Origin of the sequence: uncultured Gordonia sp. (assembly GCF_937858515.1) — a bacterium.
Taxonomy (GTDB): domain Bacteria; phylum Actinomycetota; class Actinomycetes; order Mycobacteriales; family Mycobacteriaceae; genus Gordonia.
The window spans coordinates 1-26,026 of the sequence record NZ_CALLZT010000173.1; the positions used below are offsets into that span (position 1 = coordinate 1).

The 26,026-nt window shown below is 64.8% G+C and carries 33 protein-coding genes, 2 tRNA genes and 4 pseudogenes; 21 read left to right on the forward strand and 18 right to left on the reverse strand.

What is annotated here, in order from left to right:
• Positions 1–197 (reverse strand): hypothetical protein (locus Q0627_RS16925; protein ID WP_298811591.1); only part of this gene is annotated, 197 nt, incomplete at its 3' end.
• 120 nt (positions 198–317) lie between these two features.
• On the opposite strand from Q0627_RS16925, the gene Q0627_RS22545 reads away from it, so the two are divergent.
• From Q0627_RS22545 to Q0627_RS16940, 3 genes are all read left to right on the forward strand, one after another.
• The gene (locus Q0627_RS22545; protein WP_324388785.1) at positions 318–1,493 is read left to right on the forward strand and encodes a DUF3566 domain-containing protein; all 1,176 of its coding nucleotides are present in this window, start codon (positions 318–320) and stop codon (positions 1,491–1,493) included.
• Positions 1,494–1,567: 74 nt separating this feature from the next.
• A tRNA-Ile gene (locus Q0627_RS16935) sits at positions 1,568–1,641 on the forward strand.
• 60 nt (positions 1,642–1,701) lie between these two features.
• Positions 1,702–1,777, forward strand: a tRNA-Ala gene (locus Q0627_RS16940).
• Positions 1,778–1,950: 173 nt separating this feature from the next.
• Here the strand turns inward: Q0627_RS16940 and Q0627_RS16945 are convergent.
• Both Q0627_RS16945 and Q0627_RS16950 read right to left on the reverse strand, forming a co-directional pair.
• A complete protein-coding gene (locus tag Q0627_RS16945; protein WP_291013895.1) occupies positions 1,951–2,469 on the reverse strand; it encodes a type II toxin-antitoxin system VapC family toxin in 519 nt (172 codons plus the stop codon).
• Positions 2,466–2,690, reverse strand: a complete 225-nt coding sequence (locus tag Q0627_RS16950) for a CopG family transcriptional regulator (RefSeq protein WP_291013893.1) — start codon at positions 2,688–2,690, stop codon at positions 2,466–2,468. The genes Q0627_RS16945 and Q0627_RS16950 overlap by 4 nt, the downstream gene beginning before the upstream one ends.
• 216 nt (positions 2,691–2,906) lie before the next feature.
• Here Q0627_RS16950 and Q0627_RS16955 point away from each other — a divergent pair.
• The 3 genes and pseudogenes from Q0627_RS16955 to Q0627_RS16965 all read left to right on the forward strand — a co-directional run.
• Positions 2,907–3,041: pseudogene (locus Q0627_RS16955) on the forward strand (CopG family transcriptional regulator); the annotation flags it as partial.
• Positions 3,042–3,150: 109 nt separating this feature from the next.
• Positions 3,151–3,509: pseudogene (locus tag Q0627_RS16960) on the forward strand (VOC family protein).
• A 42-nt stretch (positions 3,510–3,551) separates the two neighbouring features.
• Positions 3,552–3,686, forward strand: coding sequence for a hypothetical protein (locus tag Q0627_RS16965; RefSeq protein ID WP_291013888.1), 135 nt, complete (start codon positions 3,552–3,554; stop codon positions 3,684–3,686).
• Positions 3,687–3,748: 62 nt separating this feature from the next.
• On the opposite strand, the gene Q0627_RS16970 is transcribed toward Q0627_RS16965, so the two are convergent.
• The 5 genes from Q0627_RS16970 to Q0627_RS16995 form a co-directional block, all read right to left on the reverse strand.
• Positions 3,749–3,886, reverse strand: a complete 138-nt coding sequence (locus Q0627_RS16970; RefSeq protein ID WP_291013886.1) for a hypothetical protein — start codon at positions 3,884–3,886, stop codon at positions 3,749–3,751.
• A 10-nt stretch (positions 3,887–3,896) separates the two neighbouring features.
• Positions 3,897–4,244, reverse strand: a complete 348-nt coding sequence (locus Q0627_RS16975) for a type II toxin-antitoxin system PemK/MazF family toxin (protein ID WP_291013884.1) — start codon at positions 4,242–4,244, stop codon at positions 3,897–3,899.
• Positions 4,232–4,465: a hypothetical protein gene (locus Q0627_RS16980; RefSeq protein ID WP_291013882.1), complete on the reverse strand. Its 234-nt coding sequence runs from the start codon at positions 4,463–4,465 to the stop codon at positions 4,232–4,234. The genes Q0627_RS16975 and Q0627_RS16980 overlap by 13 nt, the downstream gene beginning before the upstream one ends.
• Before the next feature lie 225 nt (positions 4,466–4,690).
• The gene (locus Q0627_RS22550) at positions 4,691–4,900 is read right to left on the reverse strand and encodes a hypothetical protein (RefSeq protein WP_366851867.1); all 210 of its coding nucleotides are present in this window, start codon (positions 4,898–4,900) and stop codon (positions 4,691–4,693) included.
• A 73-nt stretch (positions 4,901–4,973) separates the two neighbouring features.
• The gene (locus Q0627_RS16995) at positions 4,974–5,123 is read right to left on the reverse strand and encodes a hypothetical protein (protein WP_291013898.1); all 150 of its coding nucleotides are present in this window, start codon (positions 5,121–5,123) and stop codon (positions 4,974–4,976) included.
• Here Q0627_RS16995 and Q0627_RS17000 point away from each other — a divergent pair.
• From Q0627_RS17000 to Q0627_RS17020, 5 genes and pseudogenes are all read left to right on the forward strand, one after another.
• Positions 5,077–5,328, forward strand: a pseudogene (locus Q0627_RS17000) (NAD(+)--rifampin ADP-ribosyltransferase); the annotation flags it as partial. The gene Q0627_RS16995 and the pseudogene Q0627_RS17000 overlap by 47 nt on opposite strands.
• Positions 5,329–5,359: 31 nt before the next feature.
• Positions 5,360–5,929: a hypothetical protein gene (locus tag Q0627_RS17005; RefSeq protein ID WP_291013879.1), complete on the forward strand. Its 570-nt coding sequence runs from the start codon at positions 5,360–5,362 to the stop codon at positions 5,927–5,929.
• A gap of 67 nt (positions 5,930–5,996) precedes the next feature.
• Positions 5,997–6,248, forward strand: coding sequence for a type II toxin-antitoxin system prevent-host-death family antitoxin (locus Q0627_RS17010; RefSeq protein ID WP_291013876.1), 252 nt, complete (start codon positions 5,997–5,999; stop codon positions 6,246–6,248).
• Positions 6,245–6,655, forward strand: coding sequence for a type II toxin-antitoxin system VapC family toxin (locus tag Q0627_RS17015; RefSeq protein WP_291013874.1), 411 nt, complete (start codon positions 6,245–6,247; stop codon positions 6,653–6,655). Before Q0627_RS17010 ends, Q0627_RS17015 begins: the two co-directional genes overlap by 4 nt.
• 54 nt (positions 6,656–6,709) lie before the next feature.
• Positions 6,710–7,534: a nucleotidyltransferase domain-containing protein gene (locus tag Q0627_RS17020; protein WP_291013871.1), complete on the forward strand. Its 825-nt coding sequence runs from the start codon at positions 6,710–6,712 to the stop codon at positions 7,532–7,534.
• Between the two features lie 184 nt (positions 7,535–7,718).
• Here the strand turns inward: Q0627_RS17020 and Q0627_RS17025 are convergent, their stop codons facing one another.
• Complete coding sequence (locus Q0627_RS17025; protein ID WP_291013869.1) at positions 7,719–8,114, reverse strand: RidA family protein; 396 nt, start codon at positions 8,112–8,114, stop codon at positions 7,719–7,721.
• Positions 8,115–8,240: 126 nt separating this feature from the next.
• Between Q0627_RS17025 and Q0627_RS17030 the strand changes: the two are divergent.
• Positions 8,241–8,423, forward strand: a pseudogene (locus Q0627_RS17030) (helix-turn-helix transcriptional regulator); the annotation flags it as partial.
• 234 nt (positions 8,424–8,657) lie between these two features.
• On the opposite strand, the gene Q0627_RS17035 reads toward Q0627_RS17030, so the two are convergent.
• Positions 8,658–9,296, reverse strand: coding sequence for a TetR/AcrR family transcriptional regulator (locus Q0627_RS17035; protein ID WP_291013866.1), 639 nt, complete (start codon positions 9,294–9,296; stop codon positions 8,658–8,660).
• A gap of 96 nt (positions 9,297–9,392) precedes the next feature.
• On the opposite strand from Q0627_RS17035, the gene Q0627_RS17040 reads away from it, so the two are divergent.
• Positions 9,393–10,649 (forward strand): glycosyltransferase, encoded by a 1,257-nt coding sequence (locus Q0627_RS17040; protein ID WP_291013863.1) that lies wholly within the window; start codon positions 9,393–9,395, stop codon positions 10,647–10,649.
• A gap of 92 nt (positions 10,650–10,741) precedes the next feature.
• On the opposite strand, the gene Q0627_RS17045 is transcribed toward Q0627_RS17040, so the two are convergent.
• Positions 10,742–12,250, reverse strand: coding sequence for a glycosyltransferase 87 family protein (locus Q0627_RS17045; RefSeq protein WP_298811603.1), 1,509 nt, complete (start codon positions 12,248–12,250; stop codon positions 10,742–10,744).
• Positions 12,251–12,387: 137 nt separating this feature from the next.
• On the opposite strand from Q0627_RS17045, the gene Q0627_RS17050 reads away from it, so the two are divergent.
• The 4 genes from Q0627_RS17050 (at position 12,388) to Q0627_RS17065 (ending at position 17,061) form a co-directional block, all read left to right on the forward strand.
• Positions 12,388–13,638 (forward strand): hypothetical protein, encoded by a 1,251-nt coding sequence (locus Q0627_RS17050; protein WP_291017217.1) that lies wholly within the window; start codon positions 12,388–12,390, stop codon positions 13,636–13,638.
• On the forward strand, positions 13,635–14,975 hold the full coding sequence (locus tag Q0627_RS17055) for a lipase family protein (RefSeq protein ID WP_291017213.1): 1,341 nt from the start codon (positions 13,635–13,637) through the stop codon (positions 14,973–14,975). Before Q0627_RS17050 ends, Q0627_RS17055 begins: the two co-directional genes overlap by 4 nt.
• A 78-nt stretch (positions 14,976–15,053) precedes the next feature.
• Positions 15,054–16,253: an MFS transporter gene (locus Q0627_RS17060; protein ID WP_298811609.1), complete on the forward strand. Its 1,200-nt coding sequence runs from the start codon at positions 15,054–15,056 to the stop codon at positions 16,251–16,253.
• Between the two features lie 139 nt (positions 16,254–16,392).
• Positions 16,393–17,061 (forward strand): hypothetical protein, encoded by a 669-nt coding sequence (locus Q0627_RS17065; protein ID WP_291017207.1) that lies wholly within the window; start codon positions 16,393–16,395, stop codon positions 17,059–17,061.
• Between the two features lie 67 nt (positions 17,062–17,128).
• On the opposite strand, the gene Q0627_RS17070 is transcribed toward Q0627_RS17065, so the two are convergent.
• Positions 17,129–17,626 (reverse strand): hypothetical protein, encoded by a 498-nt coding sequence (locus Q0627_RS17070; RefSeq protein ID WP_291017204.1) that lies wholly within the window; start codon positions 17,624–17,626, stop codon positions 17,129–17,131.
• Positions 17,627–17,650: 24 nt separating this feature from the next.
• Positions 17,651–19,306: a hypothetical protein gene (locus tag Q0627_RS17075; RefSeq protein ID WP_298811613.1), complete on the reverse strand. Its 1,656-nt coding sequence runs from the start codon at positions 19,304–19,306 to the stop codon at positions 17,651–17,653.
• A 313-nt stretch (positions 19,307–19,619) separates the two neighbouring features.
• Here Q0627_RS17075 and Q0627_RS17080 point away from each other — a divergent pair, with 313 nt between their 5' ends.
• Entirely contained in the window at positions 19,620–20,126 is a 507-nt protein-coding gene (locus tag Q0627_RS17080) for a hypothetical protein (protein ID WP_291016055.1), read from the forward strand.
• 127 nt (positions 20,127–20,253) lie between these two features.
• Positions 20,254–20,820: a hypothetical protein gene (locus Q0627_RS17085; RefSeq protein WP_291016056.1), complete on the forward strand. Its 567-nt coding sequence runs from the start codon at positions 20,254–20,256 to the stop codon at positions 20,818–20,820.
• A gap of 139 nt (positions 20,821–20,959) precedes the next feature.
• Here the strand turns inward: Q0627_RS17085 and Q0627_RS17090 are convergent, their stop codons facing one another.
• Positions 20,960–21,412, reverse strand: a complete 453-nt coding sequence (locus Q0627_RS17090; protein WP_291016057.1) for a DUF4190 domain-containing protein — start codon at positions 21,410–21,412, stop codon at positions 20,960–20,962.
• Between the two features lie 737 nt (positions 21,413–22,149).
• Positions 22,150–22,326: a hypothetical protein gene (locus Q0627_RS17095; RefSeq protein ID WP_291016058.1), complete on the reverse strand. Its 177-nt coding sequence runs from the start codon at positions 22,324–22,326 to the stop codon at positions 22,150–22,152.
• A 107-nt stretch (positions 22,327–22,433) separates the two neighbouring features.
• Between Q0627_RS17095 and Q0627_RS17100 the strand changes: the two genes are divergently transcribed.
• Both Q0627_RS17100 and Q0627_RS17105 read left to right on the forward strand, forming a co-directional pair.
• Positions 22,434–22,964: a peptidylprolyl isomerase gene (locus tag Q0627_RS17100; RefSeq protein WP_291016059.1), complete on the forward strand. Its 531-nt coding sequence runs from the start codon at positions 22,434–22,436 to the stop codon at positions 22,962–22,964.
• A gap of 26 nt (positions 22,965–22,990) precedes the next feature.
• Entirely contained in the window at positions 22,991–23,890 is a 900-nt protein-coding gene (locus Q0627_RS17105; protein ID WP_291016061.1) for a rhomboid family intramembrane serine protease, read from the forward strand.
• 49 nt (positions 23,891–23,939) lie between these two features.
• On the opposite strand, the gene Q0627_RS17110 is transcribed toward Q0627_RS17105, so the two are convergent.
• The 3 genes from Q0627_RS17110 to crgA all read right to left on the reverse strand — a co-directional run.
• Positions 23,940–24,863 (reverse strand): glycoside hydrolase family 16 protein, encoded by a 924-nt coding sequence (locus Q0627_RS17110; protein ID WP_291016062.1) that lies wholly within the window; start codon positions 24,861–24,863, stop codon positions 23,940–23,942.
• A gap of 248 nt (positions 24,864–25,111) precedes the next feature.
• The gene (locus tag Q0627_RS17115; RefSeq protein WP_291016063.1) at positions 25,112–25,594 is read right to left on the reverse strand and encodes a PH domain-containing protein; all 483 of its coding nucleotides are present in this window, start codon (positions 25,592–25,594) and stop codon (positions 25,112–25,114) included.
• Positions 25,595–25,760: 166 nt separating this feature from the next.
• Positions 25,761–26,026, reverse strand: a 266-nt coding sequence (gene crgA, locus Q0627_RS17120; protein WP_298811619.1) for a cell division protein CrgA, incomplete at its 5' end; no start/stop codon positions are given.

Genomic DNA, 26,026 nt, shown 5'->3' on the forward strand with positions numbered 1-26,026 from the left:
AGGGGGTGCGCCTGATGAACATCGACGAGGGCACCACCGTCATCGCGATCGCCCGAAACGCCGACGAACCCGAGGAAGAACGGCAGTGACTCCTGCTGTGGGGCGGTGTCGAAGCCGACCCCACAGTGACCACCACCTCGGGGACCACCACCTCGGGGACCACCACCCCGGGGACCACCACCCCGGGGGGAAGACACTACGGCCGACATCCCCTCGGGCGCATCTGCCGGGCGCGCACCGAGCTACCCGCTAGTCTGGATCGCGAGCAGTCATGCGCCGCGAGGACGCAGCCCGACGATCTCCGAGTGAGGACCGAAGTGAGTACACCCAACGAGCCGGACAAGACGCCGAACGCAGGTGCGTCGGGACCCACGCGCGGTGCCGTGGTGCAGCCGTGGCACCGGGGCCAGGGTGAGTCGGGTGGTTCCCGCACGCAGACCGCCCCCGTGAACGGCAGGACGAGCACGGGAAATCCGGTCGCGGCGAAGCCGGCTAATGGCAATTCCCGTGACGATCTGCAGGAATCCCGGGATATCCCGACGACGCGACTCGAGCAGCCCGTCCCCGTGAGCAAGCCGGGCACCGTGCCCAGCGGCCCGATGCAGGCGGCTCCCAAAGCCGTCGCACCGGCGAATGCCTCCGGACCGGCGAGACCGGCAGGTCCCAGGCCCCCACAGCAGGCGGTGAATCCGCAGGCGCGCCAGGTTCCTCCGGGTGCCGGCCCGCAGCGTCCGGTGCAGCAGGCGGGTACGGGCCCACAGCCGGTGATCCGGCCGCAAGGACCGCCGACGGGCCCCCAGCCGGTGATCCGCCAGCAGGGACCGGCCACAGGGCCGCAACCGGCGATCCGTCAGCAAGCGCCGGGTACAGGGCCGCAGCCGGTGATCCGGCCGCAGGGACCGCCGACAGGTCCGCATCCGGTCGTCGGTAAGCAGGGGGCCGGTGCTCAGCGCCCGGCGGCTGCCCCGGCGACGCCGCCCAAACGGTTCGCCGAGTCGCCGACGACCCACATCGAACGCAGGGAACTACCGGGCGAGGAACTGCCGAACCTCGACAAGATCCACCACGTCGATGAAGCCGTGGGTACCGCTGCGGGTCCGCGGACGGGGCCGGTGCAGGTGGGTGGCTCCGGTGGCGTCCGGGCCGCGGTTCAGGTGCGCCGGATCGATCCGTGGGCCACGTTCAAGGTGGCGGCGGTGCTGGCCGTCGTCGGATTCTTCATCTGGATGATCGCGGTGGCCGTCCTCTATCTGGTTCTCGGTGGGATGGGTGTCTGGGATCAGCTCAACAGCTCGTTCAACACGCTGACCACCGACGGCACCTCGATCGATTCCGACGTGATCGGCGCGGGTTCGGTGTTCTTCTGGTCCGCCCTCATCGGTGCGATCAGCGCTGTACTGATCACGGCCCTCACGACGGTCGGTGCGTACATCTACAACATCTGCGCCGACCTCGTCGGCGGTGTGGAGATCACCATCGCCGATCTCGACTGACTCCGAGATAGAGCCCCTGACCTGCCGTTTTGGTAACGACGGCATCGGTCGGGTAATCTCACTTCTCGGTTCAAGGGCCTATAGCTCAGGCGGTTAGAGCGCTTCGCTGATAACGAAGAGGTCGGAGGTTCAAGTCCTCCTAGGCCCACTGCGAGAGGTGAATTCTCACACGATTCGCACACCCGAGAGCCCACATCACGGACTCGACGGGGCCTTAGCTCAGTTGGTAGAGCGCCGCCTTTGCAAGGCGGATGTCAGGAGTTCGAATCTCCTAGGCTCCACCAGAACGTCATCGTTCAAACCGACGACGTTTCAGGTTTAAGTCCAGATTCCTCCGTAGCCTGCTGTCATGCGAGTGTGGCGTGCTGGACAATACTTGGGTCGAACAGGATGTTAAGGGACTCGCCCGGCTCTGCGTCCAGTCCACGGTGCCCACAAACCGCGACTAGTCACCGCGCTACCCATGAGCCGAGCTGATCGCCCACAGCAAGTACAGGCCCTGCATCAGTCGAAGGTTACTCACCTCGAGGCCGACCTGATCGCTTTCGGACTGGAGTTTGCCGTGCCGCCTGATGGGTATGCCGAGCATTTCGCGCTCGTCCGGCAGATCAGCGCGGTTCGTGCTTTTCGCTGCCGCAACGACGACGTTCATCGCGTCGGCGAGATCCAACGATCCGGGCTTCCGCCGCTTGCGCTGCATGGATCCTCTGTAGCGCTGAACGAGCCCGCCGGCCCTGTCGAAGTCGGCAACGCCCGGATTCACCAGGTCGTAGAAGCCGCCGACCACATCGTCGAGAAAGTCGTCCGCGGCCTCAGCAAGGCCGGCGGACGTCAGCACGTGATGGACCTCTGCTACCACGAGCGGCGTCACGAACACCGCTGATGCGGATTCGAGGACGCCCAGGAACTCCACATGTCCCGGCTCAGCCGTGTTGATGGCGGCGACGATGCCGCCTGTGTCGGCAACGACTCTCACGTGGCTTCGCTACCCAGGTCAGCGAGGAGTTCGTCAGTGCGACCGACCAGGTCAGGCGCATTGACGCGAGCCTTCATCTTCGGGCGAATGTGCAGGTGATCCTGGATTACCTGGTCAATGCCCTGGCGAATCAAGCTGGCTTGAGACAGGCCGGAAACGGCTGCCGCTTCGTCCAGCCGAGCCTTCTGGGCCTCATCGAGATACACGCTCGTCTTCACCATGCCCTACTTCTTACCCTATATATAGGGGTTACCTGTCTCGATGAACTCTTGTACGGCTCGGGTGTACAGCTGGGACCCGCCGCTGTTCGCCGGCCGCCTCCTGCCCGTCGACGAGCGGACCGCGGTCACCGCAGCCTCATTACACATCCCTGTGCTCTACCTGCATCGTTTTTCCGGCGTAGTTGACCTATTGATCTAGAGTGCTAGCATCCTTGCATGGGTCGTGAGGAAGTCAAACAGTTCAACGTCTACCTACCGGTCGAGCTGATCAAACGGGTGAAGCATGAGGCCATCGACAAGGAGATGTCGCTGTCGGCACTGGTGAGTGACGCGCTCCGCGCGTACCTCGACCGGGCCGAAGGCCTTGCGCACACACTCGGTGACACGACAACCCAGGACACGACAACCCAGGACCCCACCGCCATCAACGCGGACGACACCGCAGAGTAGGAGCACCGACATGGCAGCCACAGAAGGCATCGAGACGATCTTCCTGACCACCCACAACTGGGAAAGTCCGCACGATTCTTCCAATCGCTGGGCTACGAACTGGAATTCGACACCGGCCATAATTCAGGTCAGTTGAGGTCGGCCGAGGGGCCGACGCTGTTCATCGCCGAGATTCCCGAAGACCAGCAGCCCGACCAGCAGGTCGTGCTGAAGGTGACCGAAGAGAGTCTGTTCGCCGCCGATTCGGGTGTCGAGCTCGAAACACCGTTCGAGGACACGCATTTCGGTACCCGTATGGCCGCAGTCCGTGATCCCGACGGCCGGCTGTGGGGTCTGCAGGCACCCGCGAGCGCAGGCGACACAAACTGACATACCATGTCGCAGTACAGAATTCGTCACGATCATGACCTGATGCCCACAGGCGCCGGTGACACGGTGCGCCAGCGCCTGGGCATGGTCGTCGTGATGGTCGGTGTGCTGATCGCCGCCGACGTAGGAGAGGCTACCTGGTCGGCCGGTGTGGCACCGACCACGCATCGTCGGTGACGATGAGCGAGAGCGCGGACTCTTGTGCATGGACCGGTGGTGACCATTTTCCGCATCGGTGTTCAACGATCGTCGTCCCATGCGTGGGGTGTTCGAAACCCGGGCAGCCCCACCCCACCACCCACCATCAACTGGGCACCGAAGGATCGTTCGGACCGCACGTCGGTCGCGGTGGTCCACGACACTTCACGCAGCCGCATGTTCGCGACACTACAGCGCCAGGACGAGGCGAAGTCCGTCGTCGACGGATCGCATGACGGAGAGGGGGGCGGTTCCGATGCGTTCGGTGAGGCGCTCACGGTCGATCACCAGCGTCTGCGATACGTTGACCACGCATTTCTTGGGCAGGTTGGCGGTGCCGGCCGGGACCTCGACGTTTCCCGGTGCCGCCGCGAGCCGCAGGTTGCTGGTGATGGCGGACACGATCACTGTTCGGATACGTGACCGATTGAAGCGGTCGGACGAGACGACGAGTGCGGGGCGTCGGTAGCCGGGTTCTGAGCCGACGGGTTCACCGAAATCGACCCACCACACGTCCCCGCGCTCTACCACTCCCACGCGCCGGACTCGATCAGGTGCCGACCCGCGATGGGTGAGGTGTCGAGGTCGAGTTCGTCGGCGAGAGAGTCGAGTGCCGCAGTCACCGGATCGTCTCCCCGCCGCTGGATGAACTCCTGTACGGCTCGGGTGTAGAGCTGAGATCGACTCCAGCCGAGGCGTTCGGCGGTCGCGTCAGCTTGTTTGAAAATCTCGTCGGGGACCGAGATTGCTGTCTTCATCGGTCTAGTATAACCGGTATAACCGTTTCGGGGTGGAGATGCAATGTCAGTCAGGCACGGCCGACACTGACCGCGCAGCACGCGGTGAGGCGAGCTTCCCCGCGTCACCGCGTCTGTCACGTCCAACTCGTGTCGTCGCCGATCAGCTCGGTACCTTGTCGAGGAATCCGCGCACCTCCGCGATTCGGCCGTCGTCATCGACGATCAGGACGTCGAATCCGATGATCAGCGGCTCTGCGTCGCGCGGACCCAGACCCCACTGGAAACGGACCTGCTGGTGATGGCCGTCGGGTTCACCGATGGGGTGAAGACGAATCCCGGGAACTGGTCGTGGACCTGTGCGATGGCGGCGCCGATCGTGGCGGTCGGATGAGCCTGTTCAGTACCGCCGCACGCCTGACCACTGCGAATGACGCGGCCCTCGAAGGGCTGCACCTGGAGACGTTCCTTCCGGCCGATGAATGGACTCGACGGTTGTTCGGCGTGCAGACATAGACCACCGCCACAGTCATTCGGCGCAGCGGGCGGTACGCACCATCTGTGCCAGGTCGGCAAAGCCGAGATCGCCGTGGACCGCCGCTCCTGCCGCGACACCTGATGCGGCCGAAGCCATCACCAGCACAAAGGCGCGGTTGGATCCCGGTGGTCTGTTGACCACCGGCTTCACATCGAATTACCGCCCCGAGATCGTCATGAATCATATCTACTTCACCGCACTTCCGAATGGGGCCGGCCTGGCGGCAGAGGTTGCAGCACTGGATGATTCAGAACCACACGTCTACGAGGTGGAGCCGACGGGTCCGTACGAGAACGACCCGAATGTCACCGACAAGAAGTTCCCGGGAAATCCGACCCGGTCATATCTGGGACAGTCTGTGCCTACGATGGTGAGCTATGGCGAGCGTTGCTGAGTTTCCCGTCGACGGAGCTACCGGTCCTGAGATCAAACAATGGGCTCAGCGGTCCATCGCCGCGGCCGGTGCGCTCGGTGAGCTGCCGGTGTGGACGCTTCCGGAGTCGGGGAACGCCACGCCGGCGTCGTTGCGGCTGCGAAGGGCAGCGCTCCTGTTCCTTCTGGCGTTGCCGGGGACCGTCAGGGTTGACGCGGCCGCAGAGCGTGCACTTCAAGGAAGCGCGGTTCCCCACCCGTTCGACGTCGATGAGGTGCTACGCCGCTCGAGTACGTGGCATTCCTTCTTCGGAGGCGGTCGGGATGCACACCCCGGGCAGGACGTGTACTGGCAGGACTACTACGAATTGCGTGGGTCGACGGACGTTCTCGTGTTTTCGGGCTCCCGAAGGGGCTGGGGCGCCATGATCATCGCGAATTTCGCTACTGAGTCGTGTCGTGTGACCGACGGAATGATCTGCGTCGCCTCGGACAATCCGTATGGTGAGCGGGACCTGACTTCCGACAACGACTTTCTTCCTGCGGTCACGACGATCTGGCTCGCCGCCAAGTAAGGCGACTGTCGCCTCCTCTCCCGACCTTTTACCTACTATAGGTATATTATGGCGGAGGAGGTGCACGATGGAAACGACGATCACCAGTCGCGAGTTCAACCGCGACGTGTCAGCGGCCAAGCGTGCGGCTGAACGGGGACCGGTCACGATCACCGATCACGGGCGCCGTTCGCACGTCCTGCTGACGGCGGAGGCGTTTGACCGGCTCACCGCCAGGCCCGAAGTCGTCGGTGACCGGTTGTGGGCGCGCGACACCACTCAGATCGTGTTCGACCTGCCCGAGCGCCGTATCGAACCTCCTCGTGAACTCGATCTGTGAGGTACCTGCTCGACACCGATATTCTCAGCGACGCTCGCAGGAAACGATCGTCGGCCCTGATGGCGTGGTTGCGTGACCGCGACGTCGGCGATCTGGCGATCAGCGTCGTCACGATGCTCGAACTCGAGCGCGGTATCCGCAGAAAAGAACGTACTGATCCGGTCGGCGGAGCATCGCTGAGGCTCTGGTTGGACGACGACGTGCGTCCGATGTTCGCCGACCGGATTCTGCCCGTCGACGAGCGGACCGCGGTCACCGCCGCCGCGCTGCACATCCCCGATCCGATGTCCGAGATGGACGCACTGATCGCGGCCACCGCAATGGTGCACGACCTGACGCTGGTCACCCGCAACGTCAGAGACTTCCACCGCACCACTGCGCGCCTGCTCAATCCGTGGGACCTGTAGGGGCCACGGAGATCGTCTCCGGTCTGAGTTCGGTATCGGGCATATGCTCGCGGTATGGGTATCGATGAGCGGATGACGGTCCTGGCCGGGCGCATCGTTGACGTGCCCGGGATTTGCGGTGTGACGCTGGGAGGTTCGCGGGCGCGAGGCACGCACCGCCCCGATTCGGACTGGGATTTCGGTATCTACTACTCCGGCGACTTCGATGTCGCTGCACTGCAACGGATCGCCGACGACGCCGCCGACGAGCCGGTGACCCTGACCCCTCGCGGTGGCTGGGGACCGTGGGTCGACGGTGGCGGATGGCTCACCATGGACGGTGTCGCCGTCGACTGGCTCTACCGCGATCTCGACCATGTCGACGTGATCGCGCAGCGAGCAGGCTTGGGGGAGTTCGCCTTTCACCGGCAGGTCGGTCATCCGCTGGGCTTTCTGGACGTCGCCTACCTCGGAGAACTCGCCCTCGCCCAGATCATCGCCGATCCCACCGGGAAACTCGAGGCGCGGCGTACCCGCTGCCGCGACTATCCACCGGCACTGGCCCATGCCCTGGTGGCAAACTGCCTATGGGAAGCCGACTTCGACATTCTGATAGCCGGAAAGGGAGCCGCCGGCGGCGATGCCACTTACGTCGCCGGCGTCCTGTCTCACGCACTGACACTCCTCGCTCACGCTCTGCACGCCCATGCCCGCGGCTGGGTGACCACCGAGAAGGGCATCGTCCCCGCCGCGTCGACGCTGACCGGAGCTCCCGCCGACTTCGCCGCCCGCGCCCACGCCTGCTTCGGCCACCTCGACCCCGACCCGGCCGAACTCCGCCGATCGGTCGACGCTGCCCGACTGCTCGTCGCCGAAGTACGGATGGCCGTCGAAGAGTGACCCGAAGGGAGCTCTCCGATTCGGCCGGTATGACCTGCGTGGTCGGGCGTTGCTGGGTACGGACGAAAAGCATTACGTCGGAGACCACGGCATCGTCCACGCTCTTTTCGGATACTCCGATCAGCGTCTTCCCGGGTTTTGTCGGTTTCGTCCTGCGCTCATGCAAGGTTCAGCCTTGGCCTAGCTAGGCGACGGCGGTTCCCTCGAGTTCGACCAACTGGCCGGGGATCGCGAGTCGGGTGACCCCGAGCATGGTAGTGGTCGGCGAGACGCCGGCGGCTCCGAGTCGTCCGGCGAGCACGCCGTAGTGCGTGAACAGGTCGTCCACGTCGGTGGTGTACACGTTCAGCCGAACGAGGTTCGCCAGAGACATGTCGGCTTCGCCGAGCACAGCTTCGAGATTGTCGGCGGCGAGCGCGAGTTGAGCGGCGATGTCGCCATCGTGCTCGGGCCGCCCGTCCACGCTCATCGAGGTCTGCCCCGAGATGAAGAGGGTGCGGGTCTGTCCGGACACGACCTCTCCCTGGTTGAAGCCCATTTCCAGTGACCACGTCACAGGGTTGACAGCGCTACGTTCCATTGCCGCTCCTTCTCGTTGTGACGGCGATTCCGTGATGGCCGGTAGCCACCGTCATCGACGTCTGTGGAACCAGCGTCGCAACAAAACGCGACACCCTGTGTCATGTTTATGGAGACAATGGAGATTGTGCGTGCGGATCGGCTGGTTGCCCTGGTGCTGCTCCTACGCCGGCGGGGCCGGATGACTGCGACCGAACTTGCCGGCGAACTGGAGGTGTCCACACGCACGGTGCTGCGGGACATTGATGCGCTGTCGACCGCCGGAGTCCCGGTGTACGCGGACCGCGGTCGGCACGGCGGCTTCTCGCTCCGCCGTAAGACGCAGACTCAGCCGGGCCGTCTCCATGCGGCCGCCGACTTGCTTAATCGCCCGCCACGTCCGGATCAGGACCTGGCCGGCACTCTCCGATTCAGGGAGCGGACACACCCCGGGGATCTGGGCCTGGAACTGGGACCGCGCCGCCGGGTGGAGGGTCTGCGGCGTGAGTCGGAAAGCGAACCGTGGCCGTCCGGCGCACCTACGACGCCCCTCGTTCGGCTGCGCTCAGCCGAGGAGTTCGCCGGCCAGCAGGTGCTGCAGGAAGCGGCTGATGCGGGCGTGTGACCAGCCGCGGTCGGCGAGGTTGCGGTAGACGTCGCCGCCGAACAGCGCGTCCATGATGTCGGCCGCGGTGCGCCTGCTGACGCCCTTCTTGAGTCCGGGTGGCTTGTCGGCGATGACGTTGACGAACTCGGTGTAGGAGTCATAGCGCCCCTGCAGGCTCGCCGCGACGTGGGCGGCCGATTCCGGGTCGCCGAGGGAGCCCTGCACGGCGGGCCACAGCGGTGCGACGCGGCGCAGAATCTCCACACCGTTGGCCAGGCATATCTCCAATGCGGCGGCTGAGGTCGGGGCGGCGAGGAAGTCTTCCCACCAGGTGTGCCAGGGCAGCAGTGTGTCGGTGTCGAACTCCGGCGGCGGTTCACGCCACAGGTCGAATCCGACGATCGCGGCGCCCAGCGCCTCGCCCAGCAGTGCCGCCTTCGTCTTGAACGTGTAGTAAACGGTCGGCACCGCGACCCCAGCGTCCGCCGCGACGTCGGCGATCGTCGTACCGGTGTACCCGTTCTCGCAGAAGCGGTCGTACGCCGCGCGCACCATCCGGCGGCGATTGGCGAGCGCCTTCTCTGCCCGGGTTGTCACGGAGGCGAGCCTAGCATCGGCATTGACCTAGCATCGGCATTGACTATAGTGCCACTATAGTGGACCATTGATCGTATGCGAGTCCTCTTCGCGTCCATGCCTTTCGACGGTCACTTCCTGCCGATGACCGGCGTCGCCCAGCGCCTGGCCGAACTCGGGCACGACGTCCGGTTCTACACCGGATCGTCGTTCGCCGACCGGCTCGCCACGCTCGGCGTACCCCATGAACCGTTCCGGCGGGCGCTGGAGATCAACGGCGAGAACATGGCCGAGAACTTTCCCGACATCGCGAAACTCAAGGGGCCCAAGCGCATCGCCTTCGATGTGGAGAAGATCTTCTTCGCCAATATCCCCGCGCACTACGCCGACATCCTCGAGCTGCACCGGGAGTGGGCGTTCGATCTGCTGGTCAACGATGCCGCGTTCTTCGCCGCCTATCCCGTCACGCGCAAGCTGGGCGTCCCGGGATATGCCATCGATCCCGCACCGACCCCCACGGCCAAGTCGGCCGGGGCGCCACCTCCGTTCTTCGGACTCACCCCGGCACGTAACCTGTTCGACCGCCTCAAACACCGGATCGTGTGGGCGATGGTGGAGCGCACGCAGAGCAAGGCCAAGCCGATCCTGGACGATCTTCTCGACGCCGAAGGTCTCCCGGCGTACGCCGGCAGCACCTTCCAGCTCCCTTGGGACACCGCGACCCGGATGTTCCAGACCGGTCTGCCGTCGATGGACTTCGACGGCATCGACTGGCCCGCTCACCATCAGTTCGTCGGCCCGCTGCTGCCGCCGCGCACAGGCGGGCCCGCCGAACTGCCTTTCGCCGATCGGCTGGCCGGCGCGCCGTCGGTCGTCGTCGTGTCACAGGGCACCGTCGACAACCGCGACCCGGAGAAGCTGTTCGTTCCCACCCTCGAGGCACTCAAGGACACCGGGCATCTTGTGGTCGCCACCACCGGCGGCCGGCACACCGAGGCCCTGCGGCAACGGTTTCCGCACGACAATGTGATCGTCGAGGATTGGGTCGACTACGCCGCGCTGCTTCCGCACGCCGACGTCTTCGTCTCCAACGGTGGCTACGGTTCGATCATGCAGGCGATCATGGCCGGGGTCCCGATCGTGTCGGCCGGGTGGTTCGAGGCCAAGAACGACATCAACGCCCGACTCGCCTATCGCAAGCTCGCCGTCGACCTCAGGACCGAGCGGCCCACGCCCGCACAGATCACCAAGGCCATCGGCACCGTCACCGGCGACCCCACCTACCGGACCAACATCGCAAAGGTCGCCGCCGAGCTCCGAGCGGCCACCCCCGTCGACACCGTGGTCGACGCGATCCTCGCCGACCGGCTGTAGGTCAGCGGCGCGAAGTCCGCTCCCGCTCAATCAATTCGCAGATCGCTAAACAGATCCGTTCAGCGCTCAAGGAAACGAGCCAGCGGGAATCGTCAGCGCGAATCGCTTGTGCGGCGCCAGTACTGGTAGTCGCCGACGGTGTGGTCGAGGGTGAACTCCGAATCGACGATAGCTCGGGTATTGGGGGACAGACCGGCGAACTCGGCACCATTGAACAGGGCGGCGTCGGCGCGACGGAGTTGGTCGGCGATCGCTCCCTGATAGCGGCGGGCCGTCGGCGAGACCTCGCCGATCCGGTCGTCGGTGGCATCGGTTTCGTCGATGAGCATCGCGTAGTGATCGACGAAGACCGGGCATCCGTCGCGGACCTGTTGGTGCGCGACGTCGCCGGCAATGAGCGGTGCCGGGGTCAGCGACCAGGTGCATTCGTCGGCGCGCAGGATGTCGGCCAACTCATGCGGTTGCCGGACGCCCTGATCGATCGTCCGGACGGCGCCGATGGCCAGTGCCAGCAGTACGGCCCCCACGGCCGCGGCGACAAGTGTCGTGCGGGTACGTGCGTCGGCGGCCAGGACACCGACGCCGTAGCCGATCAGCAGGCACAGCACCGGGGCGGCGAAACTCGTGTAGTGGTCGTAGAACAGCGGTGAGACGAGCAGCGTTGCGAGCTGAGCCAGCGCGAGCACCGACCACCATGATGTCTCGGGCCACGACCGGGGTGACCTTCGCGTGCGTAGCACCTTCGCTAGCGGCAGCGCGCACAATGCGATACCGGTGACGCCGATGAGTACCCAGATCGGCGCGGGCAGCCGGTCGTGGTGCAGGATGCTGCCGGAGAAGTAGAAGACCCGTTCATCGAACCCCTGGGCCCGCGGCCGTCCGGTCGGGACGCCGATGACGGCGTGGAACATGTCCGCCGGCGCGAGCACGAAGAACGGCATGCAGATGGCGATGGTCATTGCCGCAGCTGCACCGGCGAACTTTGCCGCAACAACCTTCCCGTGCCTGACCAGCAACAACACCGCGAAGACGGCCACTGGGACGACGGCCCACATCTTCACCGTCATGCCGAACCCGAGCAGCAGCCCGGCGACGATCGGGTGCGGTGTTCGGGTGCGGGTCAGCAGGACGAGCGCGCCGAGTACCGCGGTACTCACCAATGGTGCTTGCAGCGGGGCGGTATCACTCCACACCGCCGCCGACCAGACGGAGTATGTGCCGCCGCCGGCCACGGCGCTGAGCCGCCCGTACCGCATCAGCAACATCGCGACCATCGCCGCAGCACCCGCGCCAAGCAGCCCGAAGGCGATGGTCGCGACGGTCATCGCCACCGAGTCGGGTACGACGGCGGCGAGCCACGCGAACGGCGACAATGCCACCAGAATGCCGGGCGGATGAATGAAGAGGAAATCGCGGTACGGCAGCGAACCCATCCAAAGATGTTGTGAGGCAAAGAAGTACACGCTATCGTCGAAGCCGATCGCCTGGGTGAGGGTTCCGTCTGCGGCCGGTATCACCACTCGCAGCGTGGCCGCGAGCGCAAAGATCCCGATGACGATCATTCGGCCTGATGACATGGTGAGACCCTGGGGCAGCGTCATATCGTGACCATATTAGTTAGCCTTACCTAAGTGCAATTCGTTCGATCCTTGCCATCACGGGCAGAGTGCGTTGCTTTGATTTCATCCGGTTCACATGAGACGTTTGGGTGATTCAAACCACATTCTCAGGAGATCGCATGACGAGAATCAGCCGCACCGTGCTGCTGGTGTTATCGACGATGCTGGTCGCGGCGTCGGCGCTGCTGCCGGCCCCGGCGCGGGCCGCCGAGTACGACCGGTACCTGAACCTGCCGCTGGTCAACCGCGACGCCGCGCACGGCACGGGCGGTTTGCACCCCGATCTGCAGACCGACGTGCCGACGCTCGGCAAGCTGCTCGGGCAGGCCCGCAAGGCCGGGGTGGCGCCGACGTCGTACCGGGCGCTGCTGGCGCAGTACTGGCTGGCCACGGCCACCTCCGAGGCCGGTATCGACCTCAGGTCGTGGAATCCGCGCACCGGCGCGATGGCCAACCGCAGCGTGCTGATCAAGTCGTACCGCTACTACGAGAACTTCCAGCTCTCCCACCGCGAGCTGCAGTGGGCGGGCATGGGTGGCCAGGTGGGCGCCGACTTCGGTGGCGGTCTCGTCGACTTCGAGCTGTTCAGCATGCCGTTCGACGTTAAGGAGATCGGGCTGGCCGCCAACGCCGTCGTCAAGGCCGTCACCGATGCCGGTGGTCCAGCCCTGCGCAACGCGCTGCCCGACGGGCTGCTCGCGATCGCCGACGGCGGCGCCAAGATCAACGGCAACGACCTGCACTACATCCTCGGCATGATCATGGTGATGCAGAAGAACATCTTCTCCGACCTGATGCCGATGCACGCCGCCTACGTCGACAAGGGTCTGCCCGCGATCGCTGAAATGCGCGATTCCGGACTCTTCGACGACGAGATCTACCGGGCGTGGGAGGGTATCGCGTCGAAGGATCCCGACCGGATCGCCGCGGGGAACGCCCGGCTCCTGCGCCGCGAACAGGGTGAGGTGATCAAGGAGCAGTGGGATCAGGTCCGTAACTATCGCGGCAAGGTCGGCGCGGCCGTCACCTATCTGTCGACGGTGGCGGGTTCGCCGTCGGTGGCCGGGGTCAAACCGCCGCGGTCGATGGATCCGGTGGTTCTGTACTCCTCGACGCCCGACGGCAAGCGGCTCAAACTCACCACGCCACTGCCGGATTGGGATTGGTCGGTGTATCCGGAACGTTGGAAGTACATCAGCGGACAGCTGCTGCCGAAATACAAATTCATGGTCAATCACCGGTGGCCGCAGCTGCGTGCCACGCTGCTGATGCCGTACGAGCAGCAGTTCGAGTCGCACCGGCCGATCATGAACATCCCGCAGATCCTGTACTCGATGGCGAAGCAGATTCGCGTGGAGGTCGTGAAGTGAAGCAGCACAACATCTTCCGTCTGGTTTCCGCCATCACGGCGACGACTCTCGTCCTGCTCGGTGCGGGCTCGGGTGCCGCGGGTGCGGCACCTACCCATAAGACACCGTCGCTGCCGGAGATCTTCAACGGATTCGTGGTCGGCGCCTTCTCGGGCGCCAAGATGGGTACCACCCAGGAGATTTTCCACGCCCTCACCGCCGACGACCCGTTCTACAAAGAACCGAAACTGACCGGCAGCGAAAAGCCCGGCCAGTTGCTCAAATCCAAGAAGGTCGACGTCATGTATTCCGGCGTCAAACCGGCCAATCTGAATGCTTACAAGATCATGTATGTCACAACAGGTTTGGACGCCAAGACCCCGGAGATCAGCACCGGCATCGTGATGGTGCCGCAGGGTCGGCGCGGCGTCGACCGCAAGGTCGTCAGCTATCAGGAAGCCAATGATTCCGTCGGCGGCAATTGCCATCCGTCGGGGCAGTGGACCGGTCAGAATCCGATGGATGGTGCGTCGTGGTCGGCGCTCGGACCGCTGGCGATCATGTTCGACAAGGGCTACACCGTCACCATTTCCGATGTCGGCAACAACGGTGATAAATCGCCGCACGGTGTGTTCGCCGGAACGTACGCCGGTCACGCCCAGCTCGACGCCGTGCGTGCCGCCCAGCAACTGCCGAAGGAAGCACCACGCAAGGACGCCGAGGTGGTGCTGTTCGGTATCGCCGGCGGTGGTGTGGGAGCTGCCCGCGCCGCCGAGGATCAGGACGTGTACGCGCCCGAGCTGAAGGTGAAAGCGGCTGTGCTCGAAGGCATGGTGATCGATCAGCGCAACTTCATGCGCATCGCCAACGGATCGGTCGGATCGGGTTTCGCGTTCGCCAACCTGCTCGGTCTCGAACCGAAGTACCCGGACATGAACATCGACGCCCACCTGAATCCGACGGGAAAGAAGATCGCCGACTGGTATCGCACCCAATGCCAGACCCCCGCCTATTTCACGATGCCGTTCGTGCCGCTGCAAACGTTGTTCAAGGGCAACAAGAATCCGGCCGATATTCCGTCGTTCCAGCGCGCCTACCGCGACAATGTGCTTGGCAAGCGGGCACCGAAACCGAAGGTGCTCATTACCTCGTGCGCCAAGGATGATTCGGTCATGTCGATCGTGCCTGCCAAGGACGCCCGCAATCTCGCGGCCAAGTACCGGCGCGGCGGCACCCGGGTCACGTACGCGCCCACCAACTGCAGCTGGGTCGAGATGATCACCAACCTGTACCACTGGAGTACCGATCTGATCGGTGCGCAGACCCTGGCCTGGGTCGACGCCCAGTTCACCAGGTAAGGAGCCGCTCTCCCGGGAATAACCACCCGGTACCGGTCGTTGTTGCACACCTGTGACACGACGCGAGGCAGGACGAGCATGACCGAATCCGGCAAACACCAGCTGTTCACGCTCACCCGAGCCGTCACCCTGCTGCTGGCGGTGACGTGCGGGACGTCGGTGGCCGGCCTGTATTACGCACAGCCGCTGCTGGTGACGATCGCCGACCATCTACACGTGTCGTCGTCGACGGCGGCGTTCCTGGTGACCGCCTCCCAGATCGGGTACACGCTCGGCCTGATGTTCCTGGTTCCGCTCGGCGACGTTCTGGACCGCAAACGGTTGATCGTCGCGATGATGACCGTGGCGGTCGCGCGGGCGGCGGGTGGGCCCGGGTCCCCGTACTTCGGGTGGGCCTGTGTTCTCCTGGGGTTGGGTGGAATCACCTCGGCCACCGCGATGGTGGTGGTACCGATGGCCGTCGGTCTGGCCGCCGAGAGTGAGCGGGGCCGGGTCACCGGCACCGTGATGGGTGGTCTGCTGTTCGGAATCCTGTTGGCGCGCACCGTCAGTGGTGCGATCGCAGAATTCGGTGGCTGGCGTCTGGTATACGTAGCCGCCGCCGTGGCACTGGCCGTGCTGGCGCTGCTGCTGGTTCGGATACTGCCGCCGATCGCGCCGACGGCGTCGCTGACCTATCCGCGGCTGCTGCGGTCGATCTTCACCATCATCGGCCGCGAACCGGTACTCCGCGGCCGGATGGCGCTCGGATTCCTGGCGATGTGCGGTTTCGCCCTGATGTGGACGTCGTCGACGTTCCTGCTGGCCGAGGAATACGGCTATTCCGACGGCGTCATCGGCCTGTTCGGTCTGGCCGGTGTCGCGGGTGCGGCCGGGGCACCGGTGACCGGACGACTCGTCGACGCCGGACACGCCCGCCTGTCCACGACGCTGACCTGGTCGATCGTTCTGGTCGGCTGGGGCCTGCTGGCTTTGGGTATGCACCATCTGCCCGCGTTCATCGTCGGCATCCTGCTGTTCGACTTCGGTGTGCAGGCCGCGCATATCACCAACCAGAACCGCATCTACGGATTGCATCCCGACGAACGCAGCCGCCTCACCACCGCCTACATGGTGACGTTCTTCTTCGGCGGCGTCGCCGGCTCGATCATCGCCTCTCTCGCCTACGACGCCGGCGGCTGGCTCCTTGTCTGCGCCATCGGCGCCGGCCTCACTACCGCCGCCCTCGCCATTTGGGCCACGATCTGCGCCACCACCGAACGCGAAACGAAAATCTAGGTCTACGGGAAGTGGTATTCGGATTTCCGTAGCTTCGCCGGCGCGGCCGTGTAGAACGAGGACCGGCATGGCGTCGGGAATGTGGACGGTGGGGCCGTCGTTGTGATTGTGTTGCGGACCGTCGATCAGGAGGGTACCTGTGCGGGGAATCGACTTCAGTTCATGGAACGGGGTGTTGGCGTCGCTGCTGACGTTGACCATGGTGATGGTGGTCGGCGTCGGGGTGCGGTTGCTGGTCATGTTCACCGTGCAGCAGCGGCAGCAACGGATGAACCGGCAGATCAATGAGCGGCTCAAGACGCTTATCGCGGCGTACAAGGTGCTCGGCGGATCGTTCACCGGTGACCTGGCCGTCGACCCGCGACATAAGCGCGACATGAAGGCCGTCGGCGAATCCGAGTCCGACGATACCGGTGCGGACATGCTGTCGGGTGAGGGTTCGGACCGGGCGCGCCGGACCCGGGATGCGGTGGAGGCGGCGCTGTCGGATGTGTTCCTGCTCGGCACCGAGGAGCAGGTGCGCCTGGCCGAACAGGCCGCCCGCGACCTGGTGGCGGGTCGCCCGGTATACACCGCCGAACTCGTCACCTCGCTGCGTGACTTCATAAGGCGCGCACTGGATCTCGACCCGGTACCCGGTGATCTGGAGATCCGGCGGCAGGGTCCCGCGCGGCCGCCGTCATCGGGTGCGCGGCAGGGCCGATCGGGCGGACAGGACGGCGGTCGTGGTGGAGGTGGCGGCGCAGGAGGCGGCGGCGCTATGGGCATGGACATGGACATCGGTCGCCATGGTCGTCACGACGACTGAAACTCCGTCTTTGTCGCGCTCACGGTGAGCGCGACAAAGACGGAGCTTCGGAATTTCAGGAGATCCTTTAGGAAAAGATCAGTTCGCCGAGTTTGACGGCGGTGTGGGCTATCGCCGGGGTCTCGGTTTTGGAGCCGTAGGCGGAAAGTGTTCCGCTGCCGGTGTTTCGGATGACGAGCGCGTTGCGGTGTGCGGTCAGGAAAAAGACTGCGCCGACGCCGAGGCAGATCAGCGTGAAGAGCACGGATGCACCTCCGATCGGACTACCCATGCTCATCATCAGCGCCATGAATCCGACAAAAACGGCAGCCGAACCGTAGGTGATATGACGTGTGGAGGTGGTGTTACCGGACGTCACCTCGGTGACGTGCCGCAGGGGAGTCTCTTCCAGTAGATAGCCGCGTTCGATGAATCCGAAAATGGTCTGCGGCCGGTGCACGATCACCCTGCGATCGGTCACCGTGACGGTCGTCTTGAGGTGCGGAGTCACAGCGCTCGGCGTGAATTGTGTTTGGTGATAGATGGTTTCGCCTTGAAGCAGTGACGGCTGAAGCGCTGATGTCATAGTGAACCTTTGCGGGAGGGTTGATTATCGGAGGTAGGCGGTGGTGCCTTCCGGCGACCGGGTACTGCTGATCATTTTGGCGACGCAATGATCGCGGTCGAATCCTTGTTGCCGGCACCAATCCAGCGATGCCGCCGGACCGGTGAACGTCTGCCGAGTCACCGTCACCCATAGGCTCGGCGTGCTGAAGACGGGCCACTCGTCGCTCCACAGTAACCACGCGCCATCGAACCGCTGATCGAGGGAGACGAACTCTTCCAGAATCGACGCATTGTCCCAGGTGCGGCCCTCTGCATAGAGTCCCGGACGTTTGGAACTCAACTGGGCGACCCATGCGCCGTCGTAGGAGGCGAGAATGGACTTCCGATCAGTATCGGCCCGCGTGCGTAGATTCGCATTGACCAATGCTTCCGCGGACGTCCCGTCGGGAGTCCAGGGTGAGGACACCGTCGCCGAGTAAGGCTCCGATGATGCGGGAACAGTCGCCGCGCCCTCGACACCTTCCCTGGTCACCGACAGCGAGTAGCTATTCGCAGAATCGGCGGCCGGTGTCCCGAAGTAGCTCCCCGGCGGGAATGTGAGCATCAACTGCCGTCCCGACGAATTCGATGGTAGACCAACCGGATTCGATGAGAAGTCGAATGATCCGGCGGCGACCACGCCACCTGGTCCGGATACGGTGATCCTGGTGTCCGAATTTGCTAGGACATCACCGGAATCGCATGTGCCGGTTGCCGACAACGTGACCTGCAGACCGGACAGTGTGGTTGAGATGGCCGAGATATCGGTGGACGGCGCACTCGAGCATGCGGACACCTCATCCGGCGAACCGCCGCCGCTGAACGCATCGACCAGGCTTTCACCGGGTTCCTTTTTCGCGTTCCAGATCAGCAGTCCCGCGACCAGGGCGATGACGATCACGGCGAGACTCACCGCCACGACGACATACGGCATCGCAGAGTTTCGTTCGGGCGGGTATCCATAGCCATTGGGTGGTGACTGTGAATACTGTTGTGGCGCACCGTAATCAGTGGCTGAATACCCTGTGGTGGGGTAAGGAGCCGACGATTGACCGAGCGGGTATTGTGCGGTCTGCGCGTAGGCGGGTCCGGCGGTCTCAGGTGCGCCCCCTATCGCAGGTAGCGCGCCGGAGTCGGCCAACGGCACCGCATGCTGTGTCTGCGCATATGCGGCGCTATTCGGGAAAGTGCCGCCGGGGATCGCGCCATCCGGGATGATATTGCCCGGAATGGTATTGCCCGGAATGGTATTGCCAGGTTCGAGGGCCGTGTTGTGTGCGGTGTTGGCAGGGGTCTCGCAGGTGTTCTCGATCGCGTCCGGACGGGTCGTCTTGGTCAGCTCGACCGGATCAGGTCGGGTCACCTTGGTAAGCGACGGCCCTACGATGACCTCGGTCTGAGCGTCCCGCGCAGGTGGCTGCGGGGCGGTGACCGGAGTGGGCACGATGTCTGGGGACTTGAACAGTGAGACGGTAGCCGTCTCGTCAGAACCGGGCAGAATGTCGGTGTCTACACCGGGTGCGGCTTCCGGCACCGACGGATCGCGCGGTGCGCCGGACTGCTGAACCGGAGGCGGTGCGTCGGCCGTGTGCATGCCCGGGCGCCAGTTGGCCCAGTCCAGCCCGAGCCGGGAGGTCGGACCATCGGTCGGCTCGGTCATTGGTAATCCTTCTGGGGTGATCCTTCTGGGGTGATCCTTTTGGGCGATCCGCGGGGGCGGTGCTATTGGCCGACGCGGTCATGTCTCAAAGTGAGTGCAGAAAGGTGTTTTTGGGAGAACTGTCCGAGTTCCCAGCGTTGCACATCGAATCCGCACCGGCTATCCGTCTTCGCAGGTTCGTCCGTCTGGGCGACAAGCCGCACCACGCGTCGATACCCGACTTCTACAGACCAGTAAAGAGTCCTTTTGTACTATCGATGGTCAGGTGTGCGACACGTCGCGTCGCACACCGAAGTGAGTGGATGGAGTGGTTGTGAACAACGCAGTGGGCGCACATCGCCGGACCGCCGTGGTGGCGGTTCTCGGAGCCCTCACACTTACCTGCGCCGTGCCCGGCGCGGCCGTCGCCGATCCGCTGATGGACGGCCTGGATACGGGCAGCGCCGGCGGCATCTTCTCCGGCAGCGCCCAGGCGGCGGGATCGAGCGGCCGTGACGGGTCGCCGAACGGCGTCGACGGTTCCCTCCGGCAGGTCAACTGCAACCAGCAATCCAAGTCCGCCGGTGAGGCCGTCACCAACACCAGGCACATGATGGGCCGCACCGGTCCGATGAGCTTCACGCTCAACTACAACACCGGTACGCAGGCCGACCGGATCGAGGTCTTCTACCACGGCAAGGTGCGTGCCGACACCGGTCCTGTCACGGGAACCGGCAGCAAGCACGTCACGGTGCCCGCGGGAACCAACACCTATGTGACGGTGAAGGTCACCGGTCCGGTGGGTGGTTCCTGGAACTACACCGTCCAGTGTCCGGTCTGACGCGCCGGACACATCCACAGCACAATGCTCACGGCGGATGTTCAACCCTTTTGCCGACATCTGAATCACGCCGCCCGACGATATAGTCAAGTCGAAATATCGGACTTTGAATCGGGATGGTGTGACGATGGGCGACAAGCTGACCAAGACGCGTCTCATGGCAGGTGCCGCGCTGCTCAGTACCGGTGCGCTGATGTTCACGACGCCGGGCTTCGCCGCGGCGGACGGAAGCGTGAGCGCCGGCAGCGTGGACTCGGGCAGTGCCGAGGAGATCGGCGGCGGAGTTCTCAACGCATTCGTTCCAGGTCTCGGCGATCTTGTCACCGGCAGCCTCGAGTCGTCGGCCGGCGGCCTGGGTGGTGGCGGGAATGTCGCCCCGCCACAGACGCAGAGGTGTAACCAGTCGAGCCAATCGGGTGGCTACGGCATCACCAACACCAAACACCTGATGGGGCGTCGCGGCCCGTTCAGCTTCACCATCGTGTACGACACGGTGAACATTCCTGACCGGATCGAGGTCTTCTACCAGGGTCGGCGTCTGTACAACACGGGCCTGATCGGTGACAACGTCAACGAGGGGAACGGCAGCAAGCGCATCGCCGTACCGGCCGGTATCGACAACTATGTGACCGTCAAGGTCACCGGACCGGACTCGGGCACGCGATGGGAGTACACGGTCTACTGCCCGTCCTGACACGCCACGGCGTCCGATGAGGGCACAGCTCTGTGAACAAGTTGTCCACAGAGCTGTGCACAGCTGTGGAAGAATCGAATACGTTGTCGAACCCGCCGAATAACCCGCGGTGACTGACCCCTGACCGGGAAGACCGGGCTCAGCCGCCCTGCGAACCTATCCAGAAGTAAGCGATAAAGCCGAACGCGAAGAAGGCTATCCACAACCAGCCGAGCCACTTCGCGACCACCGCGAACGGGGTACCGAGTTCGCCGGTGCGGTGAATCGTGCGCAGCGACGAGTACGCCAGGAACACTCCGATCGGGGCGGTCACCCCGAGTACGGACAGAACCAGCGCCACCATGGACTGCAGGTTGATGTTCTCTGCGCTGGTGTTTGCTGGGCGCCCGCGATCTCCGGCCACACTCGTCTCCTCGGCATCACCGGTGCCCCGGACCGGAGTGTCTCCGGACCTGCTGGCACCGTCGCCGACCCTCAGGCGCAGGTCATCCTGGCCGGCACCGGCGTCTTTGACACCGTAATGAGTCCTGTCGTGGAGATCGGGCGACACACCGGAAACGGAGGGGGTGAACGTGCGGGCCGCTTCGGTCACCGAGGCTTCCCGGGCCCCAGTCGTTTCCCGGGCCCCAGCTGTATCCCGGGCCACAGTCGTATCGCCGTCGGACGCGTGCTGCGGAGTCGGAGGGCGTGACCCGAGCAGAGTGCGGGAGTTTTCGTCGGCCGGAGGCCTGCCTCCTGAAACATGTGGGCCCGTGGCGTGCGCGGAGCCCTTGCCCAGCGGTGACGGTCCGGTCTGCGGTCCCAGGGGTCGGCCCTGTGCGACGTAGGGGGCTGACCCGGGTCTCGTCGGCAACCGACCTGACGGTGATTGACCCGACGGAAACTGACCCGATGGAAACTGACCTGTTCGGGGCTGGCCGGGCATGCGGTAGCGGGTGCTCGGAGGTGCTCCGGGCGCGGCGCCGGGCGGCGACCGGTAGCCGGGCGGGGGGCCCATATGCGGGCCTGTATGGCCGGGTGGAGGACCGACCTGCTGCCCGGGACGCGGTCCTGGGGCGCCGGAGTTCCAGCGCGCACGCTGCCCGGTCTGTGCCGCATCGCCGGACGGACCACCGGTGACGGACGCCTGCTGCCTCTCCCACGGCTGGCGCGGCACGTCGGGTTGCTCTGGATCGTCGGCAGTCACGCTCTCCAAATTACCCACGCCCGGGCGGATTCGGCATATCCGTGGCAACACTTGTGAGATGTTCGCGCCTGGCGGACGGAGGTGTTGGGCCCTACGTGGTCTGGATCCGGCGTGATCCGGATCTGCGGTGGTCCTGATCTGCCCTACGGGGTTTGGACGGCAGGCGCGTCGGCCGGGGTGCGGCCGAGCGCCTCGACGCGGGGAATCGTCCCCGACACCGGCGGATGCTCTGTGCTGGTCTTACGGACGGCGAAGAAGGCGACACCGCCGAGCAGGGCGAGGATCGCGGCGAGGACGGCGGCAACAATCGGTTTCGGCACGCCATCAAGGGTATAGGCGTCATCGATGGTGTCGAATCGGCCGTACGGTCGGAGAATCGTGGCCGGATCGGGCCAGGTGGTCCACCGCATCGCGCCCGGGTGGTTGTATGGAAGGCGTGAGTAACAAGACACAGACCGCGACTCTGCACACCAACCGCGGCGACATCGTCGTCGAACTGTTCGGGAATCACGCTCCCAAGACTGTTGCCAACTTCACCGGCCTCGCCGACGGCAGCAAGGACTACAGCCAGCCCAACGCGGCCGGCGGAGCCGAAGGACCGTTCTACGACGGCTCGGTATTCCACCGTGTCATCGACGGCTTCATGATCCAGGGCGGCGACCCGACCGGCACCGGCCGTGGCGGCCCGGGCTACCGGTTCGAGGACGAGTTCCACCCCGAGCTGCAGTTCGACCGTCCGTACCTGCTGGCGATGGCCAACGCCGGGCCGGGCACCAACGGTTCGCAGTTCTTCATCACCGTCGGCCCGACCCCGCACCTGAACCGCCGGCACACCATCTTCGGTGAGGTCACCGATCCCGCGTCGCAGAAGGTTGTCGACGCCATCGCCACGACGGCGACCGGTCCCGGCGACCGTCCCGTCGACGCCGTCGTCATCGAGAAAGTGGAAATCAGCTGAGCGCAGCTTTTCCGCAGGGCGGGCCGGTGGTCACCTGCTACCGGCATCCCGATCGCCCCACCGGCCTGGCCTGTAGCCGGTGCGGGCGGCCCGCCTGCCCCGAATGCCTGCGACCGGCGGCGGTGGGTCAGCATTGCCTCGACTGCCTGCGCGGCGCCGGCGCGGTGCAACCTCAGCCGGTGCGACGTGGCCTGACCGGGACCACCCGGCAGGCCGTGGCCGCACCCCGGACCACTCAACGTCCGTACGTCACGTACGGGCTGATCGGGTTCAACGTCGCCGTCTTCGTGGTGTGCGTGGCACAGGCAGGCAGCACCGACATGCTCGATTCGTCGTTGTTCGCCGACTGGGCGCTGTTCAAACCGTTCGTCGCCGACGGTGAGTACTGGCGATTGATCACCGCGGGGTTCCTGCACTTCTCCCTCACCCATATCGCCGCCAACATGTTGTCGTTGTTCCTGCTGGGCCGGGATCTGGAACTGGCCATCGGGTATCCGCGATACGCGGGCGTGTACCTGGCCTCGCTCGTGGGCGGCAGCGCCGCGGTGATGCTGTTCGCCGGTGACCTGACCGTGAACGCCGGAGCCTCGGGTGCGATCTACGGCCTGATGGGCGCGATGCTCGTGATCGTCCTGTACATGCGGGCCTCGCCAGTTCCGGTACTGACCATCATCGGCCTCAACATCGTGCTCTCGATCACGGTGCCGGGCATCTCCCTGGCGGCACATCTCGGGGGTCTGCTGTTCGGTGCGCTGGCCACCGCGGGACTGATCTACGTGCCGCGGCTCGTGGGCAGTGCGGGCAGCAACCCGGTGTCATCGAGCCGGCTCGGCTGGGCGGTCATCGCGACGCTGGTGATCGTGGGCATGGTGATCGGGGTCTCCGCGGGCGTCACTTTCGATCAGCCTCTCGTCATCGTGCGCTGAACCGCCGACCACCACGAACTCCGTGACGCCGCACCCGCCCCGTGTGGCGTCACGGTGCGTATTCCCACACCGACACCCAGTCCACCAGCAGATTTCCGTTGCTGGTGCCGTTGCCGTAGGTCTCGGTCTGCAATTGCCAGCGCATCGGGCTGTCGGGCACCCAGTCGGTGGTGTTCATCACGACGGTGTTGTCGAGCAGCATCCGGATCCGGTTCGGTGACCATTCGATCGTGTACGTGTGCCAGTCGGTGTAGCGGGCACCGGTGTTGACGGCCAACTGGCAGGTGTTGCACGAGCCCTGACGGGCGTAATGGTGATAGCCGTGCGCGGTCCCGGTCAGCGAGCTCTCGGGGAAGTCGATCTCGCCGTCCCACGGCCAGTTGTCGGACTGTGGCCACAGCAGCCACGCCACGCCGTAGTCGGACAGATACGGATTGTCGACCTTCATGCGCACGCTGTAGCGGCCGTAGGTCTGGTACTGCGAGCCGTTCTTGATGATGGGCGACGGGTTGGCGCCCGCGGGCCGGCCGTCGACGCTGTGCAGGTGGAAGTTGAGGACTCCGTTCCTGACGCTGAGTACCTGGTCCGGCCGGTATGGGTTGCGTAGTCGGGTGTCCACCCAGCATTGCGGGTAGGTGCGCCACTGTTGACCTTGCGCGCCGGTGTAGACGACCTTGCCGGAGTCGCAGGCGTTGGCCCAGCTGCCGACGGGCGCGTTCTTGGTGAAGTCGTCTCGGAAGATGTGCCGCCAGCCGGGCAGGTTGCCGACCGGCACCGGCTGTCCCGATGCCGATCCGCCGCCTCCTGCGCTGCCGGTGAAGACGTCGTCGAGACCTGCGAACGGGAGCCGGGGCAGGTTGCCGTCACGGAGTTTGTTCAGGTCGAAGGGAAGCTCGTCGGCGGCGGCGAGTGGCGGTGGACCGGCCACGACGGTCACAGCGGTGGCTGCGCAGGCGACGAATGCCCTGGTCAACAGGGTCTTTATGGTACCGACCCGACTGGTTCGGCAGGTAGGAGGTCGGGGTGGGCTGCTTCGGGTCGAACGCATGGGGCACCTCGCGGGGAGAGGGTCGTCAGTTGCGTACTTCACATACCGTTGACCACGGCATTGCCGTGATTATTGGGGTGACTGAGAAAATGACCCCCGGTTCGTTATGAACCGTTATCATAACGTTACTAAAAACGCCTACTGCCGGGTGACGACCTGGATCGGGTGATGACCTAGTCGGTGACCACGACGAAACCGGCGTCATCGAGTACCTCGGCGACGTCGTACGGGTCCGCGCCCAGATCCCAGCGATTGAGTACGACCAGCGCGGTATCGGGCAGAGCTTCGTCGGTGGGAGTGCGCTCTGCCACGGTGCTCACCGCCGGATCGCGCAGGATCTCCAGCTCGAGCTGGCTGCTGCGCCGGCCGATCCGGCGCAGCTGCCTGATCCGGACCCTGTCTACATCGGCCGGTGTGTAGGTCCGGGAGCCCCCGACCGTGCGTAGCGTGAGTTCGGGCGCGGGCCGCGTCACCAGACGCAGCCGTGGCCGCAGCAGCAACGAGTACGACGCGAAGCCGAGCAGTAGCAAGCCCGCGAACGCCATCAGCACCAGGCCGACGGGATCGGACGACAGGGCGACGGATCCGCCGAGCAGGATCAGTCCACCGACCGCCATCGCAGCCCCGGCGAGGACGGGCGTCGACCATTCATACACAGAACCATCACCAGGGTTATCCACAGAAAGTACTCACAGGTGGGGATGAACTACACACATGTGATTCCACAATTGGGGATAACCAGTGCATCATTCGGCGTGTCGCTGTGGATAATCTGTTGTCTGGGTGATTCAAGTGACCAGAGGGCTCAGACAGTGATCGACGTCACCGCCAGCGCATTGTCATCAACAGCCCGACGACCATGAACGCGAACCCGATCAGGAAGTTCCACGGACCGAGCTCGTACATCCAGTTCAAGATCTTGCCATCGGCGCCGAGCGCGCTGGGGGTGGCCACCAGATAGAAGACGATCAGCCACAGCAGCCCGAACAGCATCAGGCCCAGCATCAGGGCGACGTAGATGGAACTGGACGGTCCGGTCTTCACCTTCACCGGCGTACGGCTCGCCGGATTGATGGTGTAGTCGGTCT